This window comes from Kribbella sp. DT2 (genome assembly GCF_049844575.1).
GTDB lineage: Bacteria > Actinomycetota > Actinomycetes > Propionibacteriales > Kribbellaceae > Kribbella.
Window position 1 is genome coordinate 905,586 of the sequence record NZ_JBNCLH010000001.1, and the last position, 16,361, is coordinate 921,946.

At 69.2% G+C, this 16,361-nt stretch carries 14 protein-coding genes; 2 read left to right on the forward strand and 12 right to left on the reverse strand.

Annotated elements, in window-relative coordinates; all coding sequences use genetic code 11:
* The 5 genes from ACLQ2O_RS04355 to ACLQ2O_RS04375 all read right to left on the reverse strand — a co-directional run bounded on the left by ACLQ2O_RS04355 (position 1) and on the right by ACLQ2O_RS04375 (position 5,156).
* Positions 1-1,500 carry a hypothetical protein gene (locus tag ACLQ2O_RS04355; RefSeq protein ID WP_425827395.1) on the reverse strand — a complete coding sequence of 500 codons (1,500 nt, stop codon included), beginning with the start codon at positions 1,498-1,500 and terminating at the stop codon, positions 1-3.
* A 19-nt stretch (positions 1,501-1,519) separates the two neighbouring features.
* Positions 1,520-3,109 (reverse strand): hypothetical protein, encoded by a 1,590-nt coding sequence (locus tag ACLQ2O_RS04360; protein WP_425827397.1) that lies wholly within the window; start codon positions 3,107-3,109, stop codon positions 1,520-1,522.
* A gap of 155 nt (positions 3,110-3,264) precedes the next feature.
* Entirely contained in the window at positions 3,265-3,483 is a 219-nt protein-coding gene (locus tag ACLQ2O_RS04365) for a hypothetical protein (RefSeq protein WP_425827399.1), read from the reverse strand.
* Between the two features lie 48 nt (positions 3,484-3,531).
* A complete protein-coding gene (locus ACLQ2O_RS04370) occupies positions 3,532-4,362 on the reverse strand; it encodes a DUF4097 family beta strand repeat-containing protein (protein WP_425827401.1) in 831 nt (276 codons plus the stop codon).
* Entirely contained in the window at positions 4,359-5,156 is a 798-nt protein-coding gene (locus ACLQ2O_RS04375) for a hypothetical protein (protein ID WP_425827403.1), read from the reverse strand. The genes ACLQ2O_RS04370 and ACLQ2O_RS04375 overlap by 4 nt, the downstream gene beginning before the upstream one ends.
* A 110-nt stretch (positions 5,157-5,266) precedes the next feature.
* Here ACLQ2O_RS04375 and ACLQ2O_RS04380 point away from each other — a divergent pair, with 110 nt between their 5' ends.
* Positions 5,267-6,061 carry an SDR family NAD(P)-dependent oxidoreductase gene (locus ACLQ2O_RS04380; RefSeq protein WP_425827405.1) on the forward strand — a complete coding sequence of 265 codons (795 nt, stop codon included), beginning with the start codon at positions 5,267-5,269 and terminating at the stop codon, positions 6,059-6,061.
* Between the two features lie 154 nt (positions 6,062-6,215).
* Complete coding sequence (locus ACLQ2O_RS04385; protein ID WP_425827407.1) at positions 6,216-6,431, forward strand: hypothetical protein; 216 nt, start codon at positions 6,216-6,218, stop codon at positions 6,429-6,431.
* Here ACLQ2O_RS04385 and ACLQ2O_RS04390 read toward each other — a convergent pair.
* From ACLQ2O_RS04390 to ACLQ2O_RS04420, 7 genes are all read right to left on the reverse strand, one after another.
* The gene (locus ACLQ2O_RS04390) at positions 6,428-7,300 is read right to left on the reverse strand and encodes a hypothetical protein (protein WP_425827409.1); all 873 of its coding nucleotides are present in this window, start codon (positions 7,298-7,300) and stop codon (positions 6,428-6,430) included. The genes ACLQ2O_RS04385 and ACLQ2O_RS04390 overlap by 4 nt on opposite strands.
* A 10-nt stretch (positions 7,301-7,310) precedes the next feature.
* Positions 7,311-8,894 carry an alkaline phosphatase D family protein gene (locus tag ACLQ2O_RS04395; RefSeq protein WP_425827411.1) on the reverse strand — a complete coding sequence of 528 codons (1,584 nt, stop codon included), beginning with the start codon at positions 8,892-8,894 and terminating at the stop codon, positions 7,311-7,313.
* A gap of 87 nt (positions 8,895-8,981) precedes the next feature.
* A complete protein-coding gene (locus tag ACLQ2O_RS04400; RefSeq protein ID WP_425827413.1) occupies positions 8,982-11,132 on the reverse strand; it encodes a (Fe-S)-binding protein in 2,151 nt (716 codons plus the stop codon).
* A 72-nt stretch (positions 11,133-11,204) separates the two neighbouring features.
* Positions 11,205-11,594, reverse strand: coding sequence for a hypothetical protein (locus tag ACLQ2O_RS04405; RefSeq protein WP_425827415.1), 390 nt, complete (start codon positions 11,592-11,594; stop codon positions 11,205-11,207).
* Positions 11,591-12,778 (reverse strand): TRAFAC clade GTPase domain-containing protein, encoded by a 1,188-nt coding sequence (locus ACLQ2O_RS04410; protein WP_425827419.1) that lies wholly within the window; start codon positions 12,776-12,778, stop codon positions 11,591-11,593. Before ACLQ2O_RS04410 ends, ACLQ2O_RS04405 begins: the two co-directional genes overlap by 4 nt.
* A gap of 56 nt (positions 12,779-12,834) precedes the next feature.
* Positions 12,835-13,173 carry a DUF6204 family protein gene (locus ACLQ2O_RS04415; protein WP_425827421.1) on the reverse strand — a complete coding sequence of 113 codons (339 nt, stop codon included), beginning with the start codon at positions 13,171-13,173 and terminating at the stop codon, positions 12,835-12,837.
* Positions 13,174-13,410: 237 nt separating this feature from the next.
* Positions 13,411-16,269: a M36 family metallopeptidase gene (locus ACLQ2O_RS04420; protein ID WP_425827423.1), complete on the reverse strand. Its 2,859-nt coding sequence runs from the start codon at positions 16,267-16,269 to the stop codon at positions 13,411-13,413.
* Between the last annotated feature and the right edge of the window lie 92 nt (positions 16,270-16,361).

The window sequence follows — 16,361 nt, forward strand, 5'->3', positions numbered from 1 at the left end:
TCAGCCGACAGCTTTCTGGACGACCAGGATCTTCTCGGTGTTGCGGGGGGCCTTGCTGCCCGGGTCCTGCAGGTAGACGCTGCCGTACTTGGAGACCATCGCCGGCGACTTCGGTTCGCCGGACAGCAGCGAGGTGTCGCCCCAGCCGCCGATGTTCCCGCTGCTGTACGACGAGTCCGTGCTGCTGGGCGACGTGCTGTCGCTCGGGCTGCTGCCGTCGGACGGGGTCGAGCCGTCAGTCGGGGTCTCGCCCGGTGACGGCGCCGGGGTCGGAACGTCCTGGCCGGTCTTGGCGTCCAGCAGGATCGCCTGGTCGTCGGCCAGGCCGTAGACCAGGCCGTTGTAGATCGCGGTGACGTCCGGCACGATCCGGTTGGCCGAGGCGTCGTACTTCCAGAGCAGCTTCCCGGTCGTGTCGTCGAAGCCGACGATCCCTTCCTGGCCGCCGAGCGTGCGGCTGCAGACCACCGAGGACACGTGGTCGGAGAAGCACGCGGCGCCGTCGCCCTGGTCCGGGGAGTTCGGCAGCTTGGTCTCCACCACCTCGCCGGTCGCAATGTCGACCGCGTAGAACGCGTTCACGTAGTGATGCTCGTACTTGGTGTCCTGCACGTACCCGGTCCCACCGAAGTAGGCGTGCTTGCCGCCCGACCCCTGCGGGTTCAGGTAGTTCATCGTCGGCACCGGCACGGTCTTCTTGACCGTCCCGCTGACCGCGTCGACCTGGACGATCGCGTTGTCCTTCACGCCTTCGCCGCCGACGCCCTTGAGACCGACGACGACGCCGTTCTGTACGCCGCCCGCGCGCACCGACGGGATCGTCACCGCCTTCTTGGTGACCGGGTCGGCGAACACGCTGAACTGCCGGAGCTTCGCCGACCGGTCCGGCGACGAGACCGTGAGCCCGACCGCGATCTGACCGGTCGCCGCGTCGTACGCGGGCGGGTAGAAGTCGGCGCCGCTGTTGCCCGGGCCGAGCAGCGTGGTCAGGTCGGCGACGGCGGTCGCGAGCACGTCACCGGCGGTCGGGTCGATCCACTGGAAGGTGACCTGGCCGTGCGCCTTCTGCGTCCCGCTGCCTTGCACGATCTGCGTGTACGCCGTGGCGACGACCTCCTTGCCGTTCAGCTGCACGGCCATCGGCGCGGTGAAGTCGTTGGTCGTCGTGGTCGGTACGTCGGACGCCGGGACCTCCCAGCTGTTCGCGCTGAGGGTGCGCGCGGTCAGCCCGCTGCGCAGCGCGTACAGCGAGGCCTCGCCGACCATGCCGGCCTCGATGCTGGAACCGTTGGACAGCCCGGTGTTGCCCTGCGCCAGCGCGGACACCGGCGCGAACGCCTTGGGCGGGTCGAACGTCGCCAGCTGCGGCCCGGTCGGTGTCGACGAGGCCGACGGCGACCCGCTGTCGGCCGAGGGCTGGTCGGTCGCCTTGTCGTCGCCTCCGCTGCAGCCGGCGAGCAGGGTGGCGGCAACAGTTGCCATGATCAACGGTCGTAGCACGCGTTTGTCTCCCACGGGTTCAGCCGATCGCCTTCAGGACCTGCAGGGTCCCGGCCACCTCGTCGGTCGAGGCCGACAGGTCGTCGGGACGGAGGTAGGTGCCGCCGTACTCGGACACGCTGACCGGGGAGAGCAGCTCCTGGAAGTCAGGCGCTGCCGGGATCGGGCCGGTGGCGCCCGGGGTCGCGGACGGCGAGCTGCCGTCGGACGGCGTGGTGCCGTCGCTCGGCGTCGTACCGTCGCTCGGGGTGCTGCCGTCCGAGGGAGTGCTGCCGTCGGACGGGGAGCTGCCGTCGCTCGGGGTCGTGCTCGCGCCGGGGGTGGCCGAGTCACTCGGCGTCGGGGCCGGAGCCGGGACGTCCTGGCCGGTCAGGGCGTTGATCAGGACCGGCTTGCGCTGGACCGTGCCGTAGACGATCCCGTGGAACACCGCGGTCACCTGCGGGACGACCCGGCCGGCGCTCTTCTCGGTGTAGCCCCAGAGCTTCTTGCCGGTGGTGTCGTCGAGGCCGACGATCTCGTTCTCGGACGCACCCTGGCCGGCGGCGCAGACGACCGTCTTCTGGCCGTCGTGCGAGCAGCTGTAGTCCACGAGGTACTTGGTGTCCTTCACCGCCGACGTCGTCTGTACGACGGCGCCGGTGGCCGGATCGACGGCGTACAGGCTGCCGATGTAGTCACCGGTGCCGTAGGCGCCGATGCCCTTGGTGTACTTCTGGCCGTACAGGTAGACGTACTTGCCGCCGTTGCTCCCGGTCGGGTTGAGCCCCTCCAGGCCGGGCAGCAGGCCGGACTTGGTCACCTTGCCGGTGGCCGCGTCGATCAGGGCGACCGAACGGCGGGTGTTTTCCTTGCCCTGGGCACCGACCAGGACGCCCTTGCTGATCCCGGCCGGCTTCATGAACGGGATCGCGACGCCCTTCTTGGTGGCCGGGTCCGCGGTCACGGTGATCACGCCGGACTTGGCACCGATCAGGCTGGCCGGCGCGAGGCCGGCCGCGAGTTGCCCGGTGGCCGGGTCGGCGGCGAGATCGGTGAAGCCGCCGGGAAGGCCGCTGTTCACCTCCGCGTCGCCGAGCAGCGGAGTCACGTCGACCGTCGCCTCGGAGACCGGCTTGCCGTCGGCCGGGTCGAGCCAGCGGAACAGCACCTGGACGCCGGGCTTCTGCGTGCCGCTGCCCTTGACCCGCTGGTAGTACGCGACCGCGACGGCCGACTTGCCGTCGAGCTGAACCGCGACCGGGCGGGTGGTGTCGTTGGTCACGACGCTGCCGTCGGTGGTCTCGGTGGACGGCGTCCACCACGGCTTGTCGCTACCGGCCACGCTCTGCCCGGCGGCGCCGCTCAGGGTGTTCGCGACGGCGGTGGTGCCGACCATGCCGACGATCGGCGTGAACGAGCCGTGGCCGGCCTCCTCCGGCAGCGAGAACGCGGCCGCCGCCTGGAAGGCCTTCGGCGGGTCGTACGCCACGGGCGCCGGGGCGCTCGGCGTGCTGGACGGTTGTCCCGCGCCGTCCTTCGGGGGACTGTCCTCGGACTTGTCGTCGCCGCCGCTGCACCCGGCCAGCAACGCGACCGCGGCCGTGGCAGCGAATACCTGACGCAACATGGTGGTTCTCCCGGGTCCGGCATCGGTGATCGGCGGAACGCGAGTGTCCCGCATCGCTCACGGAACGCTAGCAGCGGGACCGGGCCGCCGAGGGCCCGGTGCCGGACCGGTGGGACTGCATCTTGCTGCAAACTCTTTCGGCACTGCCTGACACTTCAGCGGACCACGGACAAACCGGTCCGCCGGTGCCGCGGCTGGGGCTCGAGGCGGTCGGCCAGCCGGCGCAGGGCGCCGGCCAGTTCCCGCCGCGGGGCGTTGACGCCGTCGGTGTCCCGCCGGTCGGCGCGGTCCTGCTTGCACAGGGCCCGCCGCTCGGCGTTCCGCAGCTGCTCGGCGACCTGGTAGCGCGCGATTTCCTGGTGCTCGGTGATCATCGTGCTTCTCCCCTCACTAGTCCCCGTGGATGCTGATGGTTTGTTGCCTCAGGCCCGTACGACGGTGATGTCGCCGGACACGGTGCGGGCCCGCAGGACCAGCGAGCGCTCGCCCTCGGCCGGCTGCTCGCTCGGCTCGAGGTCGCACTGGATGTGGCCGGTGACGGTCTTCAGGTCCAGGTACGTCGGGACGCCGTCCGGTACGCCGATCTGCACGTCGCCGCGGGCCGTCTCGGCCCGGACGCTGGGCCCGTCGGCCAGCTCGACCCGGACGTCGCCGGAGCCGGAGGTGGCGACCGAGTGGTCGCGGATCCGCTCGATGGTGATGTCGCCCGAACCGACCTTGACGGTGGTCGGACCGGCCGCGTCGCCGACCCGGACGTCGCCGGACCCGGTGGACAGCCCGAGCTGGCCGTCGGCCTGCTCGATGTCGATCGATCCCGAGCCGGTGTTGGCCCGAACCGCGGCGGCCGCGTGCTCGATGCGGATGTCACCGCTGCCGGTGCCGGCCGCGAGCGTGCCCTCGATCCGTTCGATCCGGAGGTCGCCGGACCCCGTCGACAACCGGGACTCGTCCAGCGTCGCCCGGGCGGTGATGTCGCCCGAACCGGTCTTGATCCGCGCCGCCAGGACGTCGGGGGTCTGGATCAGGACGTGGACCTCTGGCCCGCGCCGCTGGTTGTTCACCGTCTCGACGACGAGCTCGCTGCCGGACAGCTTGTAGCGCACGTCGTCCTCGGTGCCGTGCTGGACGTCGATCCGGACGTGGGTCCGGTCGCCGTCGGTCGGCACGATCTCCACCTTGCCGGCGCCGATCTCGATCCGGACCCGGTCGACCTGGCCGGGCTCGCCGGTCAACTGCGTGCTGAAGTCGCTCACTGCGCCCACCCCGTGATCCGCTGGCCCGGGCCGCGTCCGCCGCGGCCGTTGCTGTGTCCTCTGTCCCGGCCGCGCTCACGGCGTTCGCCGCGCTCGCCGCGCCGCTCACCGCGGTCGCCCCGGTCACCGCGCCGTCCGTCGCCGAACACGCCGTCCGGTCCGAACGGCCCGTCCGGGCCGAGCACGCCGTCGGGCCCGAAGACCCCGTCGGGACCCAGCGGTCCGTCGGGCCCGAGCGGGCCGTCCGGTCCGAAGATCCCACCGCGCGGCGGGCGCGGGGGCCGGGGCGGCCGAGGGCCACCGCGGCGGCCGCGGTCGCCGGTCAGGGCGGTCATCACGGTGCGCATCAGCCACGCGTTCGAGGAGATGCCCTCGGCGGTCGCGGCCTCGTCGACCTTGTTCTTCACCGACATCGGCAGCCGCAGCGTGATCCGTGCGGTCGGCTCGTCGCCAGAAAGATGTTGCTGCAGTGCGAGGTCGGTCGCTCCGGAGTCGTTGGTGTCGTCGTCGTTGTCGTCGTCCACGTCGTCGTCCGCGCCGGTCAGCTGACTCGGGGCGGGGGTGACGACGAACTCGGGACGGCCGCCGGCCATCCGGAGCTCCACCGATCCGGGCGACAGCTCACGGCTGATCTCCCCGGCGGCGTCGGACAGGGCTGAGATGAGGGCCAGGCGGCCCGCGTCATCCAGCGTGGCTCCGAGGCGTTGTGCCACGGAGCGAGTTCGGTCGTCGGCCAACGCGGTGGCGTTCTCCACGCTACGGCGGACCGACTCGAGGTAGTGGTCAAGTTCCATGACGCAATTATGACGTCATGGTGACGTCACTGTCAACCCCTCATGATGTCATCGCGGCGTCGAGGTGGTGTCAGGGCAGAATGAAGGCCTGCCAACGAGAGGGGACCAAGGTGTCCAGAGGAGTACTCGTCACCGGTGCGTCACGCGGGGTCGGAGCCGAGGTGGCCAAGGTGTTCGCGGCCGGCGGCGACCGGGTCGTGCTGCACTGCCGGGGCGCGGTCGACCAGGCCGAGGCGATCCGCCGGGAACTGCCCGGTGAGGGGCACGGGGTCGTCACGGCTGACCTCGGTGACTCGGCCGTCATCCCTTCCCTGGTTGAGGAATCGGTCGGCGTCCTGGGCCGGATCGATGTTCTGGTCAACAACGCCGCCCTGTACGTCGAGCAGCCCGTCGCCGGGTCCCGACGGATCGGCCACCCGATCGCCGAGACGCCGTACGACGAGTGGGTCGCGGCCTGGCGGCGGACCCTCGCGGTCAACCTCGAAGGTGCCGCCCACCTGACCTGGTGCGTCGCGCGGCAGATGATCGACCAGGAGCCCGCCGACGGCGTACGGAGGGGTGCGATCGTCAACGTCGGGTCGCGCGGAGCGTCGCGCGGCGAGCCCGACGTACCGGCGTACGGGGCGGCGAAGGCGGGTCTGCAGGCATTCGGGCAGTCGATGGCGGTCGCGCTGGCGCCCCATGACATCACCGTGACGTCAATAGCGCCCGGATTCATCGCCACGGACATGGCGGCCCAGCGGCTGAACACGCCGGAGGGGGACGCGCTCCGGGCGCAGAGCCCGTTCAACCGGGTCGCGACCGCCGAGGAGGTCGCCGCGGCGATCCACTGGCTGGCGTCGCCCAAGGCGGGCTGGTCGACGGGCGGGGTGGTCGACTTCAACGGCGCGTCGTACCTGCACTGAGCAGTTTCCGCAGACGCAACGGGAGGTCTTGACGCCGAACCGGCCGACCACCATGCTGACCGCTCGCACAGGACTGCTGACAGAGAGGTGTGGCATGTCGAACCCGAGACAAGCAGGCACGAGGTCGTCCACGGTACGGCGAAGGATCGCGGCGGTGACCCTGGCCGCGACGGCATCGGCGGGGCTGATGACGTCGGCGGCCGGGACGGCGCAGGCCGCGGAGTGGACCTACATCGCGGCCTACCGCTACCTGCAGGACTGCAAGGACACCGGCAATCAGTACGTGCACCACCTGATCGCCAGCACCTACAAGTGCACCGGCACCTACGCGACCGGCTACTCCCTCTTCATCAAGTACCGGATCGCCTAGTAGACCTCCAGCTCCACGATGCGGCTGTAGGTGTTGCCGTTGCCGGCCAGCGCGAGGATGCGGACGGCGTCGGCGGGGGTGGGGGCGAAGGTCGAGGTCACGTGGCCCAGCGTGTTGCCGCGGACCTCGGCCACCGTCCGCCAGTCGTTGTTGCCGGAGCGGACCTGGACGTCCCAGTCGCGCAGGCCGTTGGTCGCGGCCGGGTACTTGACCGAGTCGAGGGTGTAGAGCTCGACCCGCTCGATCGTGGCCGGCGTGGCCAGCGCGACGTCGTACGTGTCGGGCCAGACCGCGCGCGTGCCGTCGTTCCAGCCGGTCAGCGTGTCCCAGTGCTCGGAATCGCTGTCGCCGTCGACCGCTCCGCAGAGCGCGAAGTTGCCGTGCGTCGACGAGGCGGCGGCCTGCTCGCCGAGGGCGACGTTGCTGCCGGGCGTCTTCGGCGGGAGCGGGTCGACCTGGACGGGCACGGAGACCTTGGTGCGGTCGGCCTCGAGCTCGATGCGGTACTTGCCGGGCTTGGCGTCGCGGGGGACGCGGACCTCGACGGGCGCGCTCACCGGCTGGGCCGGCGGCAGGTACGACGAGAAGAGGTCGCGGGACAGCTGCAACGGGCCGGTCGGGTCGAGCGTGAGGTCGGCGTACAGGCCTTCGCGCTGGGTGTTGGTCATCGTGAGGTTGAGCAGACCGGGGAAGCAGGGCAGGCCGACGACGCTGAGCTGCTGCGGGTCGGTGCTGACCTGAACGCCCGGCTTCGGCTTCCCGGCGATCGGGTCGGCGGGAGAAGTCGTTGCCGTGAGCATCGAAAGGGCGGTGGACGCGACCACCGTCGCGGCGACGGTGACGGTCAGGGTGCGTGCGGTGCGCGGCATCTGGGGCTCCTCAGAGGGTCTGGATTCCGGGGCGGCCGTCCTCGACGAGGAGTTTCGCGCGGGTGCTGACGGTGCCGTTCGGGACCGTGACCCGGTCCACCACACGGTAGTCCGACACCCACTGCCGCGGCGTGATCGTGCAGCTGACGTAGCCGCGCTGGAAGTTGCCGTACTTGATGTGCGGGTTCTCGCGCAGCAGCGTCTCGCCGCCCGGGTCGAGGTCCATGCCGTCGAGCCCGGAGGTGATCGACGTCCCGACGAACTCGCTGCCGACCGTCGGCGAGTCCGGGTTGGCGAAGTCCAGTTTCAGGTCCGACGCGACGCTGCGGTGCAGGTCGCCGCCGATCGACACCAGGTTGCGGACCTTGCGCCGGTACGCGCCGCCGAGCACGCGGTCGCGCGAAGCGGGGTACCCGTCCCAGGTGTCCATCGGGACGACGAGCTGCGGACCGTCCTGGACGTCGAGCTGGGCCAGCGCGTTCTGCTGGGCGAGCACGTTCCAGCGGGCGCGCGACGCGGTCCAGCCGTCGAGCAGCCAGCGCTCCTGCTTGTCGCCGGTGAGCGTGCGGGCCGGGTCGAGCGAGTCCGGGCCGGGCGGCTTCGAGCCGTCGCCGTACGCCTGGTCGGAGCGGTACTGCCGGGTGTCGAGCACGCTGAACTCCGCGAGCCGGCCGAAGCGGATCCGTCGGTAGAGCTGCATGTCCGGGCCCTTGGGCAGCTGCGCGAGGCGGAGCGGCATGTGCTCCCAGTACGCGCGGAACGCGTTCGCCCGGCGTACGAGGAACTGTGCCGGAGGCGCGCTCGGGTGAGCCTCGTCGGCCCAGTTGTCGACCACCTCGTGGTCGTCGGTGGTGACCACCCAGGGCGCGGACGCGTGCGCGGCCTGGAGATCGGGATCCATCTTGTACGACGCGTAGCGGTTGCGGTACTCGTCGAGCGTGACCGTCTGCCGGGTCACGTAGTCCTCGTTCGAGTGCGGCCGGACCCCGCGGTCGATGCCGAACTCGTAGATGTAGTCGCCGAGGAAGAACACGACGTCGTGCTCACGCTTGGCCATGTCGGCGTACGCCGTGTACCAGCCCTCCCACCAGGCCTGGCAGGACGCGAACGCCATCGACATCATCGGCACGTTCGCGTCGTACGCCGGTGCGGTGCGGGTCCGGCCGACCGGGCTGTAGTGGCCGTCGACGCGGAAGCGGTACCAGTAGTGCCGCCAGGACCGCAGGCCGCGGACGTCGACGTGCACCGAGTGGCTCGCCTCCGGCCGTGCCTGCGCCGAACCGCTGCGGACCACACGCCGGAAGTGCTCGTCCTCGGCGACCTGCCACTGGACGTCGACCGGTCGGCGGTCCATCCCGCCGAACGCCGCCAGCGGCTCAGGCGCCAGCCGCGTCCAGATCACCACCGCGTCGGGCAGTGGATCGCCCGAGGCGACGCCCAGCGTGAACGGATCGCGCCGGTCAGGCCGACCGGTCGAGCCCGCGTCGGCCCGCTCGATGCCCGGCAGACTGCCGGTCAGCGCGAGCGCGGCGGCCGCGCCGGTCACGGTCAGAAACCCTCGCCGGGTGCTGCCCAGCAGCTTGTTCGTCGTCACCGGCCCACCCAAGCCGGTGGACCGGTCGGTTCCGTGTCAGGTGATCAACCAACGGGAGAACCGGAGACAACGAAAGATGCTGACTGATCAGCTCTCGCCGCGTTTGACCGATGCGAGCAGCAGTTGCGCGACGTCGCTGACCTCGATCTCCTCGCGGGCCGAGCCGTCGGCCTGCTGGGCGGTCAGTCCGTCCGACAGCATCACGCGGCAGAACGGGCAGCCGGTGGCGATCTTGTCCGCGCCGGTCTCGACCGCCTCGGTGGTCCGGTTCAGGTTGATCCGGCTGCCGGTCTTCTCCTCCATCCACATCCGCGCACCGCCCGCGCCGCAGCAGAACGACTTGGTCTTGTTGCGCGGCATCTCGGCGTACTCGGCGCCGGGGATGATCTCGAGCAGCTCGCGCGGGGCGTCGTACACCTGGTTGTGCCGGCCCAGGTAGCAAGGGTCGTGGTAGGTGATCTTCTGCCCGTTGAGCGTGCTGTCGGCCGGCGCGACCGGGGTCAGCTTCTTTTCCCGGACCAGCCGGTTGAGCAGCTGGGTGTGGTGGATGACGTCGAGCTCGACGCCGAGCTGGGAGTACTCGTTCTTCAGCGTGTTGAAGCAGTGCGCGCAGGTCGAGACGACCTTCTTCGCGCCGGTCTCCTTGAACACCTCGGCGTTCTGCATCGCCAGCTGCTGGAAGACGAACTCGTTGCCCGCCCGCCGGGCCGGGTCGCCGGTGCAGGTCTCACCGTCACCCAGTACGGCGAAGCTCACGCCCGCGATGTTCAGCAGCTCCGCGACCGCCTGCGTGGTCTTCTTCGCGCGGTCCTCGAACGCGCCCGCGCAGCCGACCCAGAACAGGTACTCGACCTCGGCCAGCGTCTCCACGTCGGTGCCGACCTGCTTGACCTCGAACGGCAGGTCCTTGGCCCAGTCCATCCGGCCCGACGGGTTCATGTTCCACGGGTTGCCCTTGTTCTCCAGGCCCTTGAACAGCCCGTTCAGCTCGGACGGGAACGACGACTCGATCAGCACCTGGTAGCGGCGCATGTCCATGATCGCGTCCACGTGCTCGATGTCGACCGGGCACTGCTGCACGCACGCGCCGCACGACGTACAGGCCCAGAGGGCTTCTTCGTCGATGACGGCGACGTCGGCCGGACCGACCAGCGGCTTCTCCTGCTCGTCGAGGACCAGCTGGGACAACGACTTGCGGCCGTCGTCATCGGCCAGCAGGTACGGCGCCTTGGCGTACGCGTGCTCGCGCAGGTTCATCATGATCAGCTTCGGCGACAGCGGCTTCTCGGTGTTCCAGGCCGGGCACTGCGACTGGCAGCGGCCGCACTCGGTACACGTGGTGAAGTCGAGCAGGCCCTTCCAGGTGAAGTCCTCGACCTTGCCGACCCCGAGCGCGGCGTCCTCGTCCAGCTCCTCGATGTTCTCGAAGTCGATCGGGGCACCGTTGATCATGATCGGCTGCAGCGCGCCCAGCGACGTACCGCCGTCGGCCTTGCGCTTGAACCAGATGTTCGGCCAGGCGGTGAACCGGTGCCAGGCCACACCCATCGTGACGTTCAGCGAGATCGTGATCATCCAGGCGAACGAGATCAGGATCTTGACCATCGCGACCAGGTAGACGGCGTTCTCCAGCGCGTGCTCGGACAGCCCGCCGAACAGTCCGCTGCCGATGAAGAACGTCGACGGGAAGTGGAACTTGTCGCCCGCGCCGAGCTCGTACTCCAGCCCCCGCAGCAACAGGATGCAGACCAGCACACCGAGGATCGTGTACTCGACGTAGTACGCCTGCCAGGCGCGCGACCCGAAGAACCGGCTGTAGCGCCCCTGCTCACCCTTCGGCAGGTTCCGCAGCCGGATCGCGATCAGCCCGGCGATCGCGACCAGCCCGGTCCAGGTGAGGAACTCGCTCACCCACTCGAACACGAACCAGTGCCCGATGAGCGGCAACGCGAAGTGCGCGTCGAACAGCTGCCCGAACGCCGTCACCAGGCTGAGGAACAGCCCGATGAACCCGAACGCCACGAACCAGTGCAGCACCCCGATGTGACTCCACTGCAGCATCCGCGTGTGCAGCAGCGACTCCTTGGCCAGCGTCAGCGACCGCTGCCCCGGCCGATCGCTCCGCCGTACCGGCTGCCCGAGCCTGACCACCGACACCATGTGCCCGATCGTCTTCCCGAACAACGCGACCCCGACCGCGGCAACCGCAAGCGAAACAACGATGGCGAAGATCTGCATACCAGCGATGCTATTGGCTGGTTACCGACGAGTCATGTCGATGAGCCCCTCATCACCCCAGCGTGTCCCGTCTCACTTGCCCGGGCGCACGGAGTCGAGCGCCGCAACCGGGGGCGGATCCTCGGCATCCCAGACTCTGGCATAGACCTCTGCGACGAGCGGCCAGATCTGTTGCACACCGTCTTCGGCGGACCCGATCTGATCGCCCAAGTCTCCGAACACGACGAACTCGTGGGGGATGACGCGACCGGCCGCGTCCTTCCGCTCCAGCGGATCGGGAAACCGCAACGCGACCCCTCCGGCGGCGCGACGCCACGTCGTCGGCTCGTCCTCGAGACCCGCGAAGCTGCGTTCGTAGTCCGGAAGTGGGTCGGACCGCCCACCGTCGAGGAGGAACCGGAAACCCCAGGAGCGCCCTCGAGTGGCCCAGATGAGGCTCTCGGACAGATCCTCGGCACTCACCTGAGGCTCCTGATGAGCAGCTTGTCCTTGACGCCTTGGTCGAGGTCGAGCTTGAACTGCGTGATTGTCGCGGTCAGGAAGTCGTGGTTCTGCCGGGCCTGGGCGTTGAGGTCCCTGAGTTGCGACCCAGCCATCTTGGCGGCGGCGGTCAGGACAGGGAGCGCGGCCAAGCTCGCGAGGGGGCCGACCTTCGGTAGCAGCGCAACCAGCTTGTCGACACCCAGGGACTTCCCGCCGGTCAGGACCGCAGCCAGGGTCTCGGCGCCGTCCGCCAGGGTGTCCAGCACCTTTCGCGGGATCTCCATCCGCTCGTTCCACTGAACTCGGCGTTCCAGCGGAAGCATCGAGGCCACCGGCAGGATGAGATCGAGCCCAACGCGCTGGGTCACGTCGATCTCCACCGGCTCCGGGCCGGCCGCGGAGAGCTCGAACTTTGCCGAGGAGAGCAGCATGAAGTCCTCGCCCACCGATAAGGCGTCGGGCGTCTCCACGAATTCCCTGAGCGTCGAGCGCAGGTCGTCGAGGTGACCGGCGGCCTTCTCGATCACCAGATCGCGGAAGGAGTGGACGTCCCAGTCCGGGAAGAGATCCGCCTTCGAGAGAGCCACGATCCAGATGCGCGGGAACTCAGCCAGACGATCCTCGTCCAGCAGGTCGTCCTTGAGCCGCAGCACGCCTTGGCGGAAGTTGGTCAGGAGGGACTTGAGGTACCGCTCCTCCTCACCCGCGTAGTCCAGCAACTTTTGGCCGTCCACCAGCAGGAGCGCGACATCGGAGCGCAGCAGTGACCGGAAGGTGTCGACCCGGCGGCCGGCCTCTTCCTCGCTGCTCGGCGACTCCTCGAACCATTCCCCGGGGTAGTCGTGCCAGGCGAGTCGCAGAGCATCGAACGGGCGCTGCTTCCCGGCGGCGTTGTCCCCGCCTTTGAGCTTCACCGAGAAGTAGTAGGTCGTGGCCGCGAACCGGGTCGGCATCGGCGTCTTCCCGCGGTCTCTCATCCCGAGATAGTTCTGGTAGAGCCGATTGCCTTGGCCGGTGTCGTCTGCGACGAGGTCCCAGAGATCGTTCGAGTACGAGCCCTCCTGCGTCGGGCCGAAGAACGAGGAGACAAGCACCGTCTTCCCGGAGCCGCTCTCTCCGAAAACGGCGATGTGCTGCTCGCGGATCCTGGGGTAATTCGTCATGGCGGGAACGTACCTCACCATGGCGACAGGAAAGCGCCTGTGGACAGGTGAGGATCTCACCTGTGACGACGGTTGACTTTCATGTCTTCGAGGCAGGTGACGGTGGTGCGGACGCGGTGGTGGTCCAGGCCTTCGGCTTCGAGAAGTTCTAGCGCCACCAGGGCGCCGGTGTCGGCGGCCTCCTGGTCGGGGCGATCGGCGGGCTGGACGACCTGGCAGCGGATGGTGAACGGCCGGAGCTCGGCGTCGTAGCTGAGGGTTCCGGTCTCGGTGTAGTCCGCCCTCAGCAGATCGTGCGCCTCGAGCTCGGCGCGGAGTTTCACGCGCTGGGCGTCGGTGAGGTTCTGGAACTCGCCGCGAGTAACGACCCGATAGGTGCGGACATCTGAACTCATACCCCGGACCCTAGATCGGCGACGTGCCCGGGCGCCTCCGATTTTCACTGCAGGCAACGGTCAGCTCAATGCCGGCAGCAACCATTCGCCGACCTCACTTATGTTTCTTCTCTTTGTCTTGTCCTTCTCCGACTTCTGTCCTTGCCCTTGTAGTTCTTCCTTGTGCTTCTTCTCCTCGAACGGCCGAAGGGCCCCAGCCGGTGGATCGGCTGGGGCCCTTCGGGTTCGTGCGGGGTGTTACTTGCTGCCGAAGACCTGGAGTTCGGTCATGTCGGTGAACTGGCAGCCGCCGAAGGCGCCGTCGGGGCAGTTCGTCGCGAAATCGGGGACCTGGGGGCTGAGCATCCAGAAGCGGACGTACTGGACGTTCGTGGTCGCCGCGGACGGGGTGAGCTCGGTGTACTTGCCGCGGTTGGCGGCGGTGAACTCGCCCTCCTGGGCGGTGGCCCAAGTGGTGCCGTTGGTGGACGTCTCGATCCGGTACTTACCGGTGGCCGAGCTGCCCGGGTCGCCGCAGGTGTTGGACGGGTCGACCGAGAACTTCGACACCGTGACCGCCGACGGCAGCTTGATGTCGATGTGCTTCGGGATCATCACCCCGGCCGGCGTACCGGCGTCGTCGCCCGTGGTGCTGCCCCAGCCGGTGCCCTGGCTGGAGTCGATCGCGTACGCCGGCCCGCACTGCGGGCTGAAGTCCGGACCGTTGAAGTCGACGACCGAGCCGCCGCCGGAGGCCGCGGCCCAGTTGCGCCGCGGCGTGAAGTTCGCCGTGGTGCCGCCGGCCTTGACCGCCAGCGCGTTGCCGAGGATCTCGTAGCCCGCACCGGAGACCACGAACTTGCCGTAGGTCCCGGGGAAGACGTTGTCGATCGTGTAGCTGCCGTCGGCCTTGGTGACGGCCGAGTAGTCACCGGCGTACCCGGAGGCGTGACCGCCGATGAAGACCAGTGCGCCGGCGACCGGAGCCTTGGTGTCGGAATCGGTCACCTTGCCGCTGATCGTGGTGGTGGCACCGGTCGGCGGGATGTGGAAGTCCTCGACCGGGGTGGAGTCGCCGCCGTCCAGGACACCGGCGTACCAGCCCATGCCGCGGTTGGCGAAGACCTGCCAGATGGTCTTGGCGTTCTTGCCGCCGGAGGCGACCAGATCGGCCTGCACGATCGCGTTGCGCATGTCGAGCATGGTCGGGTCGGCCGCGGACAGCTCCATCGCGCGGGTGATGATGCTGACCGCGTACGAACGGCCGAAGCGCTCCCGCAGGTCCCAGAGGGTCTGCGCCCAGACCTCACCGGAGGAGTGCACCTCGGGCGCGCCGCCGATGGTCGGGAAGTCGCCGTAGGTGTAGCCGCCCTGCGAGCCGTCGATGCCGACGCAGGCCGCTTCCTTGGCCTTGACCCGGCAGTCGTTCGGCATCGTCCGGATGGTGCCGCCGGCGGTGTCGTACTTGCCGATCCGCATCTCGCCGTTGGCGGTGGTGTCCTTCTCCAGGTTGTGCGAGGCCAGGTAGTCGAGCGCGTAGAAGTCGCTCCACGCCTCGCCCATCGAGCCGGCCTGGATGCTGTTCAGCGTCGAGTTGCCGGTCGCGTCGACGACCAGGCGGTTCGACAGGCCGTGGGTGTACTCGTGGTACAGGATCTCGGCCGAGTTCGACGAGCTGCTCGGCACGGTGGTGTTGTCACCGGGCGTCCCGAACAGGTACATCTGCATGGTCGGAGGGGTGCCGTCCGGCGGGGTGTTCATGTTCGCGTTGTTGACGTGGTTGGCGTCCGGGCCGCCGTTGGCCGCGGTCGCCGCGCCGTCGAGCGCGTTCAGCAGGACCGGGTCGCCGCCGTCGGCGTCGAAGGAGCCGGCCGCCTTGGTGAAGCTGATCGGCGGCTTGGCCAGCCAGTCGTGGTAGTTGCTGGCCAGGTAGAAGCCGTTGGTGACGTCCTGGTTCATGTTCGTCTTCCAGGAGTCCGGCTTGGCCGGGTCCCAGGTGCAGACGTACGCCGCCGAGCACAGCGGGTTGGACTGGAACGGCACGATCTTGTACTGCGAGGAGGTCGCGGTGCCCGGCGCGTTGACGGTCTCGCCGGCGTTCGGCTGGTTGTCGTCGTTGGCGTCGGCGAAGGCCGCGACCGAGGTGCCCTCGAGCAGCGTCTTGGCGTTCTTGGGCAGCCACTTGTTGTAGATCAGGTTCTCGGTGCGCTGCACGCCACCCAGCGGTGCGCCCGGGTAGTTGTCCTGCACCAGCGCGTCGCCGATACCCTCGGTGGCCTTGCTGGACAGGTCGCGCCGGTACAGCAGCGCGCCGGTCTGGGCGTCGATGACGTGGGTGTAGATCAGCGACCCGCCACCGTTGGTGTACGTCGACCAGCCCTTGCGCAGGCCGTCGGCGGTGTGGAACCAGACCTCCTTGGCCCAGTCGCCGTTGCTCCACGTGGTGGTGCCACCGGCCGCCTTGGCGGTCGCGCTCTTCGCGCTGCCGCCGACGTCCTCGGCCGCGGTGCTGCGGGCCGCCGCGGCGGTCAGCTTGGCCGACGCCGTACGGGCCTTGGCCTGGCTGACCAGGCCGGCCACCGGCGCGCCCTGGACGGAGATCAGCTTGCCGTCCTTGGTGACGTTGGCCTTGAGGCCGTTGCCGAACACCTCGAGACCGTCGACCTCCTGGACCCAGGAGATGTGGTGGGTGCCCAGGTCGTCGACGTAGTCCTTACGGAGCTTGAGGGTGCCCAGGTCGGACTCGGTCAGCTTGAAGACCTCGGGGTGCGCCTTGATGTAGTCCAGCGTGACCTGGGTGGCCTTCTTGGTGCTCGCGGCGGTGAGGAAGCCGTTGAGCTTGGTCACCTGCGAGGGGGTCCCGGTGTTCTCGTCGATGCCGACGACGCCCTGGGCGCCGAGGGAGTCGCGGAACTTCTCCGCGGCCGCGGTGTCCTTGCCGACCACCTTCGCGGCCCGCGCGTAGTTGGTCCGGGCGCTCGGGGTGCGGGCGTCGAAGTTGCCCTTGCGTTCCTTCGCGGTGACCGACGGGCTCTGCTCGTCGCCCTTGTCGGGAGTGGCGACGGCGGCCGAAGCCCCGCCGCCGGCGGCTACGGCCAGTAGGGCGGTCGCGGACACGGCAGAGACTGCCAGGAGCCCCCGCCCTTTGCCTGAAACTTTCACAAACGCTCCATGAAGTTGTGTGCGCGAGTCGCCCTCCACGACCCGTC